The 15,257-nt window shown below is 67.5% G+C and carries 11 protein-coding genes; 4 read left to right on the top strand and 7 right to left on the bottom strand.

Annotated elements, in window-relative coordinates:
* Positions 1–19 precede the first annotated feature (19 nt).
* The 4 genes from EU555_RS19080 to EU555_RS19065 all read right to left on the bottom strand — a co-directional run bounded on the left by EU555_RS19080 (position 20) and on the right by EU555_RS19065 (position 6,841).
* Complete coding sequence (locus EU555_RS19080; protein ID WP_135416802.1) at positions 20–1,729, bottom strand: thiamine pyrophosphate-dependent enzyme; 1,710 nt, start codon at positions 1,727–1,729, stop codon at positions 20–22.
* 377 nt (positions 1,730–2,106) lie between these two features.
* Positions 2,107–5,262 (bottom strand): efflux RND transporter permease subunit, encoded by a 3,156-nt coding sequence (locus EU555_RS19075; protein ID WP_135416801.1) that lies wholly within the window; start codon positions 5,260–5,262, stop codon positions 2,107–2,109.
* Positions 5,259–6,419: an efflux RND transporter periplasmic adaptor subunit gene (locus tag EU555_RS19070; protein ID WP_167858604.1), complete on the bottom strand. Its 1,161-nt coding sequence runs from the start codon at positions 6,417–6,419 to the stop codon at positions 5,259–5,261. The genes EU555_RS19075 and EU555_RS19070 overlap by 4 nt, the downstream gene beginning before the upstream one ends.
* A gap of 92 nt (positions 6,420–6,511) precedes the next feature.
* Positions 6,512–6,841 (bottom strand): hypothetical protein, encoded by a 330-nt coding sequence (locus EU555_RS19065; protein WP_135416800.1) that lies wholly within the window; start codon positions 6,839–6,841, stop codon positions 6,512–6,514.
* Positions 6,842–7,410: 569 nt separating this feature from the next.
* Here EU555_RS19065 and EU555_RS19060 point away from each other — a divergent pair.
* The 4 genes from EU555_RS19060 (at position 7,411) to EU555_RS19045 (ending at position 11,242) form a co-directional block, all read left to right on the top strand.
* The gene (locus EU555_RS19060; RefSeq protein ID WP_135416799.1) at positions 7,411–8,166 is read left to right on the top strand and encodes a sensor histidine kinase; all 756 of its coding nucleotides are present in this window, start codon (positions 7,411–7,413) and stop codon (positions 8,164–8,166) included.
* Positions 8,150–10,078, top strand: a complete 1,929-nt coding sequence (locus tag EU555_RS19055; RefSeq protein ID WP_135416798.1) for a PAS domain-containing sensor histidine kinase — start codon at positions 8,150–8,152, stop codon at positions 10,076–10,078. Before EU555_RS19060 ends, EU555_RS19055 begins: the two co-directional genes overlap by 17 nt.
* Positions 10,075–10,704 (top strand): response regulator transcription factor, encoded by a 630-nt coding sequence (locus tag EU555_RS19050; RefSeq protein WP_135416797.1) that lies wholly within the window; start codon positions 10,075–10,077, stop codon positions 10,702–10,704. Before EU555_RS19055 ends, EU555_RS19050 begins: the two co-directional genes overlap by 4 nt.
* Before the next feature lie 154 nt (positions 10,705–10,858).
* Positions 10,859–11,242 carry a response regulator transcription factor gene (locus tag EU555_RS19045; protein WP_342636483.1) on the top strand — a complete coding sequence of 128 codons (384 nt, stop codon included), beginning with the start codon at positions 10,859–10,861 and terminating at the stop codon, positions 11,240–11,242.
* A 279-nt stretch (positions 11,243–11,521) separates the two neighbouring features.
* On the opposite strand, the gene EU555_RS19040 is transcribed toward EU555_RS19045, so the two are convergent.
* The 3 genes from EU555_RS19040 to EU555_RS19030 form a co-directional block, all read right to left on the bottom strand.
* Entirely contained in the window at positions 11,522–11,980 is a 459-nt protein-coding gene (locus EU555_RS19040) for a response regulator transcription factor (RefSeq protein ID WP_135416796.1), read from the bottom strand.
* A 360-nt stretch (positions 11,981–12,340) separates the two neighbouring features.
* The gene (locus EU555_RS19035; RefSeq protein WP_135416795.1) at positions 12,341–13,114 is read right to left on the bottom strand and encodes a hypothetical protein; all 774 of its coding nucleotides are present in this window, start codon (positions 13,112–13,114) and stop codon (positions 12,341–12,343) included.
* A gap of 644 nt (positions 13,115–13,758) precedes the next feature.
* The gene (locus tag EU555_RS19030) at positions 13,759–15,249 is read right to left on the bottom strand and encodes a tyrosine-type recombinase/integrase (RefSeq protein WP_135416794.1); all 1,491 of its coding nucleotides are present in this window, start codon (positions 15,247–15,249) and stop codon (positions 13,759–13,761) included.
* Positions 15,250–15,257 lie beyond the last annotated feature (8 nt).

Genomic DNA, 15,257 nt, shown 5'->3' with positions numbered 1-15,257 from the left:
AAGTTGCAGGTAGAAGATGTCAGATATTCTGCCGCGTCATCTCTATCAGGTCGTGCGCATGGCCGTGCAGCACGGCGCGCGCCGAATACAGCGCCATGCCGTAGGCGGCCTTCAACTCGACGGCAGGCGGCATGACGAGGGTCTCGTTCTCTACCACCACGTCCAGGACGGCGGGGCCGGGCTGCTGGAGCCAGTCGACGACCGCCTCCTCGATGTCGCGCTTGTGCGTGACCCGCCTTCCCCACAGGCCCATGGCCTCGGCGACCCTGCCGAAATCCGGGTTGAGCAGGTGCGTGTAGAGCGGGATGAGTCCTTCGGATTTCTGCTCGATGTCGATGAAGGCGAGCTTGCTGTTGTTGAAGACGGCGACCTTGATCGGAAGCTTCTCCTGCACGGCGGTCATGAGATCGCCGAGCAGCATGCTGAGGCCGCCATCGCCGGAGAGCGAGATGACCTGGCGGTTCGGCTGACACTTCTGGATGCCCAAGGCGGTCGGCATCGCGGCCGCCATGGTGCCGTGACGCAGGCTGCCGAAGATCCGTCGGTGCGGCGTAGCGGTGATGTAGCGGTGCGCCCAGACGACGGCCGTGCCGTCGTCGCCGACGAACGCGGCGTCGGCTGCCGCGTGACGATCGATCAGTTCGGTGAGATGGATCCCGGAGATCGTCTCGCGATGGGACGTCGCCGGCTTGGTCAACTCCTTCTCGTGCGTCCGCTTGTTGAGAGCGACGTGATGATCGAGGAAGGTGGTATCGCTCTTCGCCTCCAGCATCGGCAGCAGCGCGTCCATCGTCGACTTGATGTCGCCGACCATGCCCATCGCGATCGGATGGCGCCGGCCCAAGTGGGTCGGGTCGATGTCGATCTGGATGATCTTGGCGTGATCGGGGTAGAATTGGCGCCAGGCGAAGTCCGCTCCCAGCATCAGCAGCGTGTCGCAGTCGCGAACCGCATGGTAGCCGGCCGTGTTTCCGATCAGTCCCGTCATTCCCACGTCGTAGGGATTGTCGTATTCCAGTGCGTCCTTGCCGCGACTGGTGCGGGCGACCGGTGCCTTGAGACGTTCGGCGACAGCCAGGATCTCCGCATGGGCGCCTCGGCATCCCGCACCGCCGTAGATGGTCACCCGCTCGCCGGCATTGATGATGTCGGCCGCCTCCCGAAGAGCGGCATCGGCCGGCCGAACCATGGGAACGTGGTGATGCACGGCAAAGGTCAGGTCGTCCTTCACGACGGCATGGGAGATGTCGACGGGGACGATGAGGACGGCCACGCCGCGGAGCGCCAGGGCGGCCTGACATGCGGCGACCGTCTTTCGTTGCGCCTGCTCGGGCGTCAGGATCATGTCGCAATAGACGCTGAGGCTGGAATAGACGGCCTTGAAGTCGACCTCCTGGGGAAACTCGAAGCCGAGTTCGTCGCGCGTGATCTGGCTGGCGATCAGGATGACCGGGGCCCGGTTGCGCTGCGCCTCCGCGAGGCCGTTGATGAAGTGCAGGCTGCCGGGTCCGCAACTGCCGGCGACCGCGGTCAGCTTGCCCGTCACCATGGCTTCGCCCTGCGCCGCGAACGCACCCGCTTCCTCGTGGCGCATGTGCACCCATTCGATCTCGCTCTCGTCGATGGCATGGACGACGAGATTGAGGGTGTCGCCGACGATGCCGTAGCAACGCCGTACTCCGGCGGCCTGAAGGGTGTCGACGATGACTTTCGCAACGCGCTTGGTCATGACCTGCTCCTGTGGTGAAAGCTCTCGAGCAAGGTAGGACTGGATCGATATTCCTTATAGTGTGCCTGATTTATACTCACGTATGACTGGCGCCATTGAAGGTTTCGATGTCCGGTCGGCTCCCATTCTTGGCGACGCCTTGTTGCGAGCATCGGACGAGACCACCACGCGACGAAGCCGGGACGATGAGGGCTGGGGCCAAGGCTGTGAAACCGGGCGGCCGCCGCGGCGTCGACCGTTGCGGACGACGGTGGCACCATCGGGCGAACCGGGCCGGCCTGCCGCTCGGCGGCCCGTCGATGCAGCCACGGAGGTTGGCTGCTCGTGCTCCGCCACCCGTGCTCACGGGGTCGACGCCATCAGGCGGTCGGGTGAGATCAATCCGCTCGGCCCGCGATCGTCTCGGCGACGGACAGCGGCGCCCCGGCGCCGGACGGGCGTTGCGGCCGGTCTCCCGACGCTCCGCGGGGTGACGAGAGGGCAGCGCTGAGGCGCGCCATGAAGAGGTAGACGACCGGCGTCGTGAACAGGGTGAGCACCTGCGAGACGAGGAGGCCCCCGACGATCGCGTAGCCGAGCGGCTGGCGGATCTCGGACCCCGTGCCGGTACCGAGCATCAGCGGCACGGCCCCGAGCATGGCGCAGAGCGTCGTCATCAGGATCGGCCGGAAGCGCATGAGGCAGGCACGGGTGATCGCCTCCTCGGGCGAGGCATGCTCATGCCGCTCGGCCGCGATCGCCACGTCGACCAGCATGATGCCGTTCTTCTTCACGATCCCGATCAAGAGGATGATCCCGATGATCCCGATCAGGTCGAGGGGCCGACCGACCAGCATCAGGGTGGCGAGCGCCCCGAGACCGGCCGAGGGCAGGGTCGACAGGATGGTGAGCGGGTGGATCGTGCTCTCGTAGAGCATGCCGAGGATCACGTAGACCGCGAACAGGGCCGCGAGGATCAGCGGCGGCGTGCTCGCGAGCGAGGTCTGGAATGCCTGGGCGTTGCCCTGGAAGCTCGTGGCGATTGCGTGCGGCAGGTGCAGCGCCGCCGTCGCGGTCTCGACGGCTGCCACCGCCGCGCCGATCGTCGCTCCGGGCGCAAGATTGAAGCTCAGGGTCACCGACGGGAACTGACCCTGGTGGTTCACGACGGCGGGGCCGACCCCGGGGACGAGCCGTGCGATCTGCCTGATCGGCACGGCAGTGCCGCTCTGCGAGCGGACGTAGATCCGGTCGAGCGCTGCCGGGCCGAGCTGGTCGCGCGGATCGACCTCGAGGATCGCGTAATACTGGTTGAGGGCCGTGTAGATTCGCGCCACGTGGCGCTGGCCGAAGGCGTCGTACAGCGTCGCGTCGACACGCGCAGGGTCGATCCCGAGGCGGGAGGCGGCAGTGCGGTCGATCTCGACGGTGAGGGTGCGGGCGGTCGATTGCTGGTCGCTCGCCACCGAGCTGAGCTCGGGCAGCCTCCGTAAAGCCGCCAGCAGCTTCGGCGCGTAGGAGTTGAGCTCATCGAGGTTCACGTCGGTGAGCGTGTACTGGTACTGCGTCTTCGCGAGGCGGCTGCCGATGGTGATGTCCTGGGCCGCCTGCATGTAGAGCGTGATGCCCTGCACCTGCCGGAGCGCGTCCGAGAGGCGGGCGATCACCTGGTCGGCGGTCACGTCCCTCTCCGACTTCGGCTTCAGGGTCAGGAAGACGCGCCCGTCGTTCTCCGTCACGGTGGGACCGCCCGGGCCGATATAGCCGATCGCCGAGGCCACTGCCGGATCGCGGCCGGCAATCGCCAGGATCGCCGCCTGGCGCTGGCGCATGCCCTCGGGCGAGACATCCTGGGCGGCCTCGCTGATGCCGATGATCAGCCCGGTATCCTGCTGCGGGAAGAAGCCCTTGGGGATGACCCAGAACAGGTATCCGGTGGCCGCCACCGTGGCGAGGAAGCTGGCGAGCGCGAGGGGGCGATGGCGCAGCACGACGCGCAGGGCCCGGCCGTAGGCCTCGGTGAGGGCGGCGAGCCCGGTCTCGAGGAGGCGGGACGCACGGCCCGGGCTGGCCTCGCCGGCAGGGAGGAGCCGCCCGCAGAGCATCGGGGTGAGGGTCAGCGAGACCACGACCGAGACGAGGATCGACGCCGCCACCGTCACGGCGAACTCGCGGAAGAGCAGACCGACCACGCCGCCCATCAGGAAGAGCGGGATGAAGACCGCGATCAGCGAGAGCGAAATCGACAGGATCGTGAAGCCGATCTCGCCCGCGCCATCGATGGCCGCCTGCATCGGCGTGGCGCCGTCCTCGACGTGGCGGACGATGGTCTCGACCATCACGATTGCATCGTCGACCACGAAGCCGATCGCGATGGTGAGCGCCATCAGGGACAGGTTGTCGAGACTGTAGCCGAGCCCGACCATCGCCGCGAAGGTGCCGACGAGGGAGATCGGCACGGCGATGCCGGGTATGACCGTTGCCCACAGCCGGCGCAGGAACAGCGCGATGACGCCGACCACGAGCGCGATGGTGAGGAGCAGCGTGAATTTGACGTCCGCGAGGCTGGCCTGAATGGTCTGGGTGCGATCCGAGACGATCTCGACGCGGATGCCCGGCGGGAGCGAGGCCTGCAGCCGCGGCAGGGCGGCGCGGATCGCCGCCACCGTGGCGGTCACGTTCGCGCCTGGCTGGCGCTGGACGGCGAGCAGCACGGCCGGCTTGTCGTTCAGCCACCCGGCGAGCGTGGTGTCCTGCGGGGCCTTCACCACGCGGCCGATGTCGCGCACGCGGATCGGCGCGCCGTCGCGGTAGGCGATGATGGCGTCCTCGAAACCCTGCACGGTCGTGAGCTGGTCGTTGGTCTGCAGGGCGACCGCCTGCTCGCGCCCGTAGAGCTGCCCCTTCGGCTGCAGCACCGTGAGATTGCCGAGCGCGCTGCGCACCGTCTCGAGGTCGAGGTTCTCGGCGGCGAGCTGTGCCGGGTTCACCTGGATACGCAGGGCCGGGCCCTGCAGCCCGCCGATGCCGACGAAGCCGACGCCCAGGACCTGCGAGATCTTCTGCGCCAGGATCGAGTTCGCGTAGTCGCTCACCGTCATGATCGGCAGCACGTCCGAGGTGAGGGCGATGAGCAGGACCGGCGTGTCGGCCGGGTTGGTCTTGCGGTAGGTGGGCGGGTCGAGGAGGGCGGCGGGAAGCTGGCCCTGCGTGGCGTTGATCGCCGCCTGCACGTCGCCCGCGGCCGAGTCCACGGTGCGGCTGCGGTCGAACTGCAGGGTGAGGGCGGCGAATCCGGTGCCGCTGCTCGAGGTCATCTGGGCGAGGCCCGGGATCTGGCCGAACTGGCGCTCGAGCTCGGTGGTGACCGAGGCCGCGACGGTGGCCGGGTCGGCGCCCGGGAGCTGAGCGGTGACCTGGATGGTCGGCGTGTCGATGTCGGGCAAGGCCGCGACGGGCAGGAGCCGGTAGCTGATCGCGCCGAGCACCACCACCGCCAGCATCAGAAGCGCGGTGGCGACCGGCCGGCCGATGAAGGGGGCCGAAAGGTTCATGGCAGCATTCCCGCGCTCGCCGTCGTCGTGTCGGGAACCTCGGCGGCCGGTGCGTCCACGACCTCCGTGCCGGGGGTGAGCCGGTACTGGCCCTGAACCACCACCGTCTCGCCCGCGCTCAGGCCCGACGCGATCAGGGCCGTACCCCGGACGCGCTGGGCGATCCGCACCGGACGCATCGAGACCCTCCGGTCCGCGCCGACGACGAAGACGAACGAACCCTGGTCGTTCTGCTGCAGCGCGTCGGTCGGGACGGTGAGCGCGTCGCGGACGGTCGAGGTCGTCACCCGAACGGTGACGAAGGTGCCCGGCCAGAGCCGGCGCTGCACATTCGGAAAGGTCGCCTTGAGCTGCACCGTACCAGACTTCGCGTCGGCCCGGTTGTTGACGAGGATCAGGGTGCCGGTGTCGAGCCGGTGCGTTCCAGACTGGTCGTCGACGGTCGTCGGCACAGGTCCGCGCCCCAGCGCCTCCTGCACCTGTGGGATATCCGCGGCCGGCAGGGTGAACACGACGCTGATCGGCTGGACCTGCGTGAGCGTCACGATCCCCGTCGGATCGGTCGGGCGGATGACGTTGCCCTGATCGACCAGCCGCAGGCCCGTGACGCCGTCGAAGGGCGCGCGCAACGTTGCGAAGTCGAGCTGGGTCCGGGCCTCGGCGATGGCGGCCTGGTCGGCCGCAAGCGTGCCTTGCGTCTGCGCGATCCCGGCCCGCTCCCCCGTGACCCGCTCGTCGGTGGCAAAGCCGCGCTGGAGCAGCGGCTCGTCGCGGTGCAGGTTCGTCTCCTGGTTGGCCAGCAGCGCCTGATCGCGGGCGAGCTGGGCCTGGGCCTGATCGACCCGTGCCTGGTAGAGGCGCGGGTCGATCCGCGCCAGCACGTCACCGCGCCGCACCGACTGCCCCTCCGTGAAGTCGACGCTCTCCAGGATGCCGGTGACCTGGCTACGGATGACGGCCTCGTTGAAGGCCTGGACCGTGCCGATGCCGGTCAGGATCAGCGGCACGTCTCCTTGCGCCACGCGAGCCGTAACGACCGGGACCGGACCTGAGGTCGACGGCCCCCGGCTCGGCGCCGGCCTGGTGCCGAGATAAGCAGCGGAGCCGATTGCGGCGAGTCCTGCGCCGCTCAGGATGATCGTCAACCAGCGGGACATCGGCGGTCGCCTCCGCGAGACCATGCGCGGCCGGACGGAGCGGGGGAGAAGGTCGTCCCCGATCCGTCCGACCGCCTGCCGGGGATCCGGCTTCACTCCGGGATGAGGGCGTCCGCCGGGCCGCCGGCATGGCTGCCGGAGTAGCGGTAGGCGGGGCTCTTCACGACGGGCACGAGCGGTGCGGGGGTACCATCCGGGATCAGCGCGTCGGCCGGGCCACCGGCATGGCTGCCGGAGTAGCGGTAGGCCGGATTCCGGACGACCGGGACGATCGGCGCCGGCGTTCCGTCCGGGATGAGCGCGTCGGCCGGGCCGCCGGCATGCGTCCCAGCGTATTCGTAGGCATTCTTAGCGCCCTGCGCCGCGGCCAGGTTCGTCGTGAGGGTGAGAAACACGACGGGCAGGATGTATCGGGCGTTCATGACCAGCCTCATCTTTGCGAGAGCCGCCTCGGCGGCGTCACGGGTAAGATGAAGATCCGATGCGCGCTTGGATATCCATATCAAGGCATGGCGACGATGTCTGTTGATATGGGGCAATTATACTCAGGTATGGGCAAGCCGGGTCGCTGCCGGATGATGGCGCGTGCGAACGCGCCCCGTCCCCGTCGACGGATCGACTAGGCGTGCTCCGCAGGGAAGCCTTCCATGACGCCGCTTAGGAGACCCCGCGACACCGGTGAAGCGGGGGATGATCCAGGTTGAGGCAGCGGCGCTCATCCTCGAGGCCGTGCTATGCCGGCAGAGCTAGGTGAGGGGAGGCGAGGATCGGTTCGACCGGCACCAGGGACGGGCCGCCTACATCGTTCGACGACCGCATCGTTCCCGATCGAATGCGTGACATGCTTTCAGGACAACTGACTTCCGGCGTACGGCCCGAATGAAACCTCCGTATAATTCCGTCCGAGAGGGGCGTGGGGCATCGTCCAGCTCGCCGGATCGGGCCGGGTGGAGCCGGACGGCACCCGGTGGAATGGGCCAGGGAGGGGCGGATGCACACGACGATGGCGTTCCCGGGAGGAGCGGCGGGGAGCGATGCCCTGACGCGCTCCGAGGCCGCGCGCACGGCCCTGTCCCGCCTTCTGGCTATCGCCGGCCACGACCTCAAGCAACCGCTGCAGGTGGCACTGATGGCGATCGACCGCGCCGTCCGGGATGGAGTCGCTCCTCGCGCGGCGGCCCGCCTCGACCTCGCCAGCGACGCGCTGCAGCGGCTCGGGCGCGAACTCGACGACCTGGCCCGCTCGTCGCAGACGGCCGACGTACCACCCCGGCTCCAGCCGGTCCCGCTCGGTCCGATGCTCGCCGGGCTGCAGGCGGAGTGGCGGGCCTACGCCGAGACCTGCGGCGTGAAACTGACTGTCCGGACAACGCGGCTGGTCGCCTGGACCGATCCGGCGATGCTCGCCACGATCCTGCGCAACCTCGTCGGCAATGCCGTCAAGTATGCGCGGCCGGGCGGCCGGGTGGTGGTCGGCTGCCGGCGCCGCGGCGCCCGGATCGAGGTCACCGTGCTGGATGACGGCGCTGGGATCGCCCCCGAGAAACTTGCCACCCTGTTCGAGGCCTTCGATCGTGCCGGGCGCCGCGACGGGGCGGGCCTGGGTCTCGGCCTCCACATCGTCCGCCAGACCGCACAGGCGCTGACAATTCCGGTCGGGGTTCGCTCGGTGGTCGGACGCGGCTCGGCCTTCACCGTCAGCCTGCCGGGAGCGGATCACGAGGGGCCGGATGCGCGCGACGCCTGAGGCCCAATCCGAGGTCCGAGTCGAGGCCCAAGGCTACGACCGGCTGGCGCCTCGCACCGCTGCGATCCTGATCGCCGCCGGTGTCTTCCTCCTCGATGCGTTCTCGCCCATCGAGGGTGCGGTGGCGGTCCTCTACGTCGTCGTCGTCCTGATCGCCGCGCGGACCTTCAGCCGGAGGGGCGTGGTGCTGACCACCGCCGGCTGCCTCGCCCTCACGCTCGCCGCCTATTTCGCCGCGCACCGGACGGACGAGGTCGGCGCGCCGCTGCTGCGCTGCTTCGTCAGCCTCGCCGCCATCGGGATCACGGCGGCGCTCGGCCTGCGCCACAAGGCCGATGCGGCCGTGCTGGCCGAGCAGGCAAGCCTCCTCGATCTCACCCACGACGCTGTTTTCGTGCGCGACACCCGCGACGTGATCACCTTCTGGAACCGCGCCGCCGAGCAATTCTATGGCTGGCCTGCCGACGAGGCCATCGGCTGCGTCGCGCACGACCTGCTGCGGTCGACCTTCCCCGCCGACCGCGCCGCGATCTTCGACACCCTGCACCGGACCGGCCGCTGGGAGGGCGAACTCGTCCAGCGGACCCGCGCGGGCGAGACGGTCACCGTGGAGAGCCGCTGGGTGCTCCAGCGCGCCGCCGCCGGCGCGCCGCTCGCGGTGCTCGAGACGAACACCGACATCACCGAGCGCAAGCGCACCGACTCGCAGCTGGTCGCGAGCGAGCGGCGCTATCGCGCCATCTTCGACAACACCCGCGTGGCGATCCTCCAGCAGGACTGGTCGGGCGTAAAGGCCGACCTCGATCGGTTGCACCGCGAGGGCGTGCGCGACGTCGCCGGCTATTGCATGGCGAGCGAGGGCTGCGTCGTGCGGATGCGCAACCGGGTCAGGATCGTGGACGCCAACAGCGCGGCTCAGCGCATGCTGCGGGCCCCTTCCCGCGAGGCCCTGCTCGGCACTCTCGACGAGCGCCTGCCCGAAGCGGACCAGACCTTCCCGCAGGCCCTCGCGGCGCTGGCACGCGGGGAGCGATCCTTCGAAAGCGAGTCGCAGGTGCGCACCTACGACGGTGAGACCATTCCGGTGCTCTTCGGCGTCAGCTTCCCGGCCGATCCGGACGATCTCGGCTTCGTGCTGGTCCACGCCTTCGACATCACCGAGCGCAAGCAGGCCGAGTCGGCGCTGCTGGCGGTCCAGGCGGATCTCGCCCACGCGGCCCGGGTCTCGACCATGGGCGAGCTGACCGCGACCATGGCGCACGAGATCAACCAGCCGCTGGCCGCCATCGTGACGAACGGCGAGGCCGCCCTGCGCTGGCTGAAGCGCCCGTCGCCGGACCTGGGCGAGGCGACGGACGCCCTCGGCCGCGTCATCACGAACGGACGTCGGGCATCCGAGATCGTGGGGCGGATCCGCGGCTTCCTGAAGAAGGCCGCCCCGCGCCAGGAATGGCTCGACCTGCCCGAGATGATCGGCGAGGCATCCCAGCTCATCGAGCGCGAACTGGTGCGGCACGCCGTGAGCTTGCGGACCGAGCACGCGCCCGGTCTGCCGCAGGTCCTCGGCGATCGGCTGCAGCTGCAGCAGGTTGCCATCAACCTGATGGTCAACGGGATCCAGGCGATGGCGGCCGTCCGGGGACGTCCGCGGGTTCTGACTGTGCGGACGCTGCGGGAGGAGGATGGGCAGGTGGCTTGCGAGGTGACCGATACCGGGGAGGGCATCGCGCCGGAGATGCGGGAGCAGATCTTCCAGCCGTTCTACACGACGAAAGGGGACGGAATGGGGATGGGTCTGGCGATCTGCCGCTCGACGATCGAGGCGCATGGCGGCCGGCTCTGGGTCACGGATACGGGGACGGGAACGGGCGCGACGTTCCACATCCTCCTGCCCGCAGGAGCCGCACCATGAGCCGCCGTGACGGGCCCGCCGCCACTGTCTTCATCGTTGACGACGATTCGGACCTGCGCGACGCCCTGTCCGGCCTGTTTCGCTCCGTTGACCTCGCCACGACTGCCTACGCGTCGGCAGCCGAGTTCCTGAGCACGCCGCGGTCGGACGGTCCCGGCTGTCTCGTCCTGGACGTGCGCATGCCGGGTCTGAGCGGCCTCGATTTCCAGGCGCAGCTTGCGGGCCTCGGCATCCATCTGCCGGTCATCCTCATGACAGGGCACGGGGATATTCCGATGTCGGTGCGGGCGATGAAGGCCGGTGCCGTCGACTTCCTGACCAAGCCGTTCCGCGACCAGGACATGCTGGATGCCGTCACGGCCGCGCTCGCCCGTGATGCCGAGCGGCGCAGCCGCGACACAGGACTGCAGGCGATGCGGACAGCCTACGAGACGCTGACCGCGCGCGAGCGCGAGGTGTTCCTTCACGTCACGGCGGGCCTGATGAACAAGCAGATCGCCGGCCTGCTCGACCTGAGTGAAATCACGATCAAGATCCACCGCGGCCACGTCATGCGGAAGATGGAGGCACGATCCCTCGCCGAACTCGTCCGGATGGCGCAGGCGCTCGGGATCGCACCGGATTGATCGCGCTCCGAAGCTGCGGAGCCGGGAGGTGCTCTAGGTCTTCGATCTTGCCGCTTTGTCTTCGACGATCCGGTATCGGCTTCGTCGGAAAGTGCACTGGCCTCCCGCCAACAGGCTCAAGAGCCCCGATCTGCGAAGGCGAATGATGCTGGACATGCCGACCATCGCGATCGTGGACGACGACGAAGCCGTGCGCGTCGCCACCGCGAGCCTCGTCCGTTCCCTCGGCTACGCCGCTCGACCCTATGCCTCCGCGGAGGATTTCCTGGCCGACCTGGCTCGCGATCCGGTGGCTGCGCCCCCCGACTGCCTGATCACGGATGTGCAGATGCCAGGGATCACAGGGCTTCAGTTGCAAGACCAACTGCAGGCGGAAGGCAGAACCTTCCCGATCATCATCACCACGGCGTTCCACAGCGAGGTCCTGCGTCAGCGCGCCGTGGCGAGCGGAGCGGCGGCCTTCCTCGAGAAGCCCTTCAATGGCGACGTGATATCGGAGGTTCTTGAGAGCGTGCTCGCCCGCATAGGACGGTCGTGACACATCTCCGCCAGCTCCAAAGACACGGCCGGATGTCGTCGACAACATGTCCTGCAGTGCGTCCCGGCCTTGCCTGCGACCTCAGGCCATCCGCCCCGATCGTCGTCCGCGGAGGGGCGGACCGTGCCTGACGAGGTGAGGCTGTCCCCCCGGAGGCGGCTGCGACCGCTTGAGCCCTCGGCCACCCCAGGATTGACAGTTGGAGCAGGCAACGCCGCAAGCCGTGCCTATCGAGGCGTCTCGTCCGGCCTGACCTTTCGGCGTCGGAACCCTTTCCCGTCACTTCGCCGGGGTTGTCAGGTCCACACAGGCTACGGCGATCTCAGGCGGATTCCTTGTTGAAACATCGATAGCTTGGTGCATCACGCGAGAGCGGTCGAGTGCCTGTTCGATGCAGCGGACGATGGTCTCGCCATCGGCGGGTTTGCTCAGTAGGCAGGTCGCGCCGGCATCCAGTACGCGCTGCTTGATGGCATCAGTCGCATAGCCCGTCAGGAAGATGATCGGGAACCGCCGACCGTCCGCAAGCAATCGCGCTTGCAGCTCGTCACCATTCATGCCCGGCATCCGAAGGTCGGAGATCATGACCGCTGGCTCCTGATCCAGTGCGTCGCGGAGGAAGTCCGAGCCGGAAGCGTAAGTGCGGACGAGGTAGCCGAGCGAGCGGACGAGGCTCGCCATGGACAGGCGGACGCCCTCATCGTCATCCACGATCGCGATCGTTGCTTCTTGTGTCATGGCATTCGCCTCGCCGCGTCAGGTCCTAGGGGAAAAATCGCCTAACGCAGCATCTCAGCCAGTACCTAAGGGCCCGGGGGCGTTCCGGAAATCATACAGAGGTTTGCCATTCACTCCATCCGGCTGAAATTTTACGCTGCAGCTCAGGCCTTCCGGGTCATGGCGGGCCACTGAACATGCCCCCATCCCGAAAGCCGCGCCGTCCGCTCCGCAGGGCTCGGGTTCTCAGCCAACGGCTCGCTCCGGAGTCGTGGTCGGCCGGACTCCACGCGACTCGGTGCTGCATCATCCGAAGGGACAGTGCTGCGATCGGCTCCCGACCATTTCTATCTCGGGCAGCTCCGACGAGATTGTCCTATTTCAGCTCTCTAGAAGGTTCCAGGCTCGGCGCGCAGCAAAGATAATCTGCTCCGACGATCTTGCGATCTCTGCCGCCTCTTCGTCGTCCGTTGCAGAGCGACGTCGAACAGCTTCGGCATGCATCAGAATGGCCGTGAAGGCGTCGGCGAGCCCGCTGCGCCGGTCGGCGTCGTCGTGAAAAGCGAGGTCGCCCGTAACGCGGCGTTCCCGACACTGATCCACCGGCGGCTCGCGCACGACAATCGTGAGCGCATCGGCATTTTTGGGGCTATCGGGGGCTATGATCATTGGAATGCCTGCGACGTTTATTGCTACTCCGGAGCAAATCGGGAGGATCGAGTCTAAGGATGCCGGCTTTCTGCATGGGTCGCGTGCCTCGGCAGTCTCCGTGACAGTGCGCCGGCCCTTGTCATGGGACCAGAGGACCTGGTCGTTCGCTGGCCATTGCCATTCGAGAACGGCTTCACCGTCGCCTTCCACCGAGAGCCGGAGCTGGGACATGCATCCATTGAGATCGTGTGTGATAAGAACGAGCGAGCGCAGTCGCCGCCTCGATGATTTGACTGGCGTACGCATGATCTGCTCAAATTCGCAGCCGTTCTCAGTCTTAATCGCTTCGGTTACGATGCGCCACACAATCTCACTTTCGAAAGCATCGAGCTTTGCCGCCTTTAGGGCCTGCGATAAAGATCGCTCCAACTCCCGTGTTCGCCGCATCATGCCGTTCGACCTCCGTCCGTCGCGCATCCAACGAGGCGTACCGTAGCGGTTCACGGCGCCGGCACGTGTAAAACGGTGCAAAATTCGCCTTGGCGTCTGTGCGGCCCGTCCGACGGGCGTCTGGATTGCTGTCGGCGTCGAGGGCCGACGAGGTCGTGAGGCAATGCGCGGCAGAAGAATGCTCGGACCGCCAATCATCCTGCTGCGAGGACGGCGCGATGCCATTCTGGCGCAGACATCGGAGGTGACATGCAAATGCCACTCTCGTGCATATGGGCACGAGGTTCGCTGAAGTGCTTCTTTCCCTGCAATGCCCGCTTCCAGGCCAAGCGCCGCTATACCAGCGGTGTTGGTCTAAGGTCAGCAAATGGCGTGAAGCCGAACGAAACGAGGTGTGACTTCGTCATCATACGGATGGTTCGGTTGATGCCTCCGAGGGACTGCGTAGGATCCATGATCCTGTTCCGCCGTGACATGGTCACGGTCCTGCGTGCGGCGCCCGGATACCTGCCAGGAGAGGGGAGGGGGCTGAAGGCGACGAGAGGGTCCGGGAGACAATAACCCATCTTGGGCCGTGCCGCGCCTTTCCCATCGAACAGGCGCCGACCGTGCTCCGGTCCGATCCGATCATCACCTGCATGGTGACCTCAACGACTCTGACGGCGCCGGGGCCGTCATGCGAAAGGTAGAGGGGCGCGTCAGGCGGCATGCTCGTCGCCCTCGGCGATCCCCGGTTTCGCCTTCGGCTTTGACATCTTCGGCTTGCGGGCCTCGGTCATGGCGGCGCGCATGGCCCCCGGCGGCGGAAGGAGGGGGGCCGCGGCGACCGCGGCCTGCTCGACGAGTTCAATCCACGGGTCGAGGAATGCGGCCTTCTTCTGCAGGCGTCGGGCGCGGGAGTAGGCGCTTTCCGTGACATCCTGGGTGTCGATGCCTTCGTTGTGGTCTAAGACGTACTTCGTCTCGAAAAGGGTAAAGTCGAGGAGCTCTTGGGTGTGCGTCGTGTACCCGCGTCGGAAGTCGTGCGGACTCGCCTCGACGCCGGGCATGATCCTCGTGTTGTGGTTCAACACCGAAACGTTGACGTGCGTGACGATGTCGCCTGCCTTCTGAGGGCGCAAGCCGGGAAACAGCCACTTCGAATCGTCGTTCCGCATCAGCACGCGCTCGACCACGGCACGGGCGGCGCCGTTGAGGGGCAAGTCATGCGTCCGGACATCCCCCCGCTTCAGGGCCGTTTTCCGGTGCGCAGGGGGAATCTTCCAGACCAGCATATCGCCCTCGACGACGAAGTCCCTGCGTCTGGCATTCACGATCGTGCGTCGACGTTGGACCGTCAGGATCGCGAGCTCGATGGCGGCCGCCACGACCGGGTGCATGACGCCGGCGCGGCAAATGGCCAGGATGCGCCCGAACTCGGCGACCGGCGGCACGTAGCTTCCCGGTTCACCATCCTCGTCCACGTCCTCCTGCCCAGCCTCCTTGCGCGAGCGCTCCGGGGTCTTGAGTTCCTTCATCACGCCCGGCGTGACGCCGCTGCTCAACTTCTGCGCGCTGCTCGCCATCCACGTCCACATCGGGCGAATGCAATCCGCCAGCTTTTCCGCCCGACGCTCCCGCCCACTCCTATGCGTCTCGGCGATGACCTCGGCGAGCCGCTCAACGGTGATCAGGAAGACCTTCGTATCGTCGAAGCGCGCGAGTTCGGGCGCGTGAAGAATGGCGCGGTAATCGTTCCAGGTGTCCTCGCGCTTGGTCCTTCTCACCTCGTCGAAGTATCGCTCGCGGGCCTGGGCGAAGGTCCAGTGCTTGTCCCGGTCGAGCTTGTCCAGGAGCTCCTTGAGCGTCTCCTTCCTGGGCTCCGGCGGGGGAGGGGCAGGGACGACGCGCATCCGAACGAGCTCGGCACGGACCCAATCGTCGTCGACCTTGCTCCGCACGTCCCGGACCTGGTGCATCGCCTCTCCGGCGAGCGCTCGGGCCTGCGTAAGCGTGAGCAAGTCGATGTCCCCGAGCGTCAGGCGGATGGTCCGACCGGCGACCTCGGTCCGCCACGCCCACTTAGCGGCGCGGCGCCCGACGCGCAGCACCAGGCCAGTCTTGCCGTCGTTCAGGTCGTAGGCGGCTTTTCCGGCAGGGAGGCCCTTCTTGGCCAGCTTGACGTCGGGCTCGGCGATGCCTGTGGCCACTCGGAACG

This window comes from Methylobacterium nonmethylotrophicum (genome assembly GCF_004745635.1).
In the GTDB taxonomy this organism is placed as follows: Bacteria; Pseudomonadota; Alphaproteobacteria; order Rhizobiales; family Beijerinckiaceae; genus Methylobacterium; species Methylobacterium nonmethylotrophicum.
Note: the sequence above shows the minus strand (reverse complement) of the source record. Positions and strands in the feature narration are given on the sequence as shown.

Excerpts from the sequence above, each read along its gene's own strand:
- EU555_RS19045 (WP_342636483.1), top strand. The coding sequence starts at position 10,859 with ATGCCGACCATCGCGATCGTGGACGACGACGAAGCCGTGCGCGTCGCC.
- EU555_RS19080 (WP_135416802.1), bottom strand. The coding sequence starts at position 1,729 with ATGACCAAGCGCGTTGCGAAAGTCATCGTCGACACCCTTCAGGCCGCC.
- EU555_RS19055 (WP_135416798.1), top strand. The coding sequence starts at position 8,150 with ATGCGCGCGACGCCTGAGGCCCAATCCGAGGTCCGAGTCGAGGCCCAA.
- EU555_RS19050 (WP_135416797.1), top strand. The coding sequence starts at position 10,075 with ATGAGCCGCCGTGACGGGCCCGCCGCCACTGTCTTCATCGTTGACGAC.
- EU555_RS19040 (WP_135416796.1), bottom strand. The coding sequence starts at position 11,980 with ATGACACAAGAAGCAACGATCGCGATCGTGGATGACGATGAGGGCGTC.
- EU555_RS19070 (WP_167858604.1), bottom strand. The coding sequence starts at position 6,419 with ATGTCCCGCTGGTTGACGATCATCCTGAGCGGCGCAGGACTCGCCGCA.
- EU555_RS19065 (WP_135416800.1), bottom strand. The coding sequence starts at position 6,841 with ATGAACGCCCGATACATCCTGCCCGTCGTGTTTCTCACCCTCACGACG.
- EU555_RS19075 (WP_135416801.1), bottom strand. The coding sequence starts at position 5,262 with ATGAACCTTTCGGCCCCCTTCATCGGCCGGCCGGTCGCCACCGCGCTT.
- EU555_RS19060 (WP_135416799.1), top strand. The coding sequence starts at position 7,411 with ATGCACACGACGATGGCGTTCCCGGGAGGAGCGGCGGGGAGCGATGCC.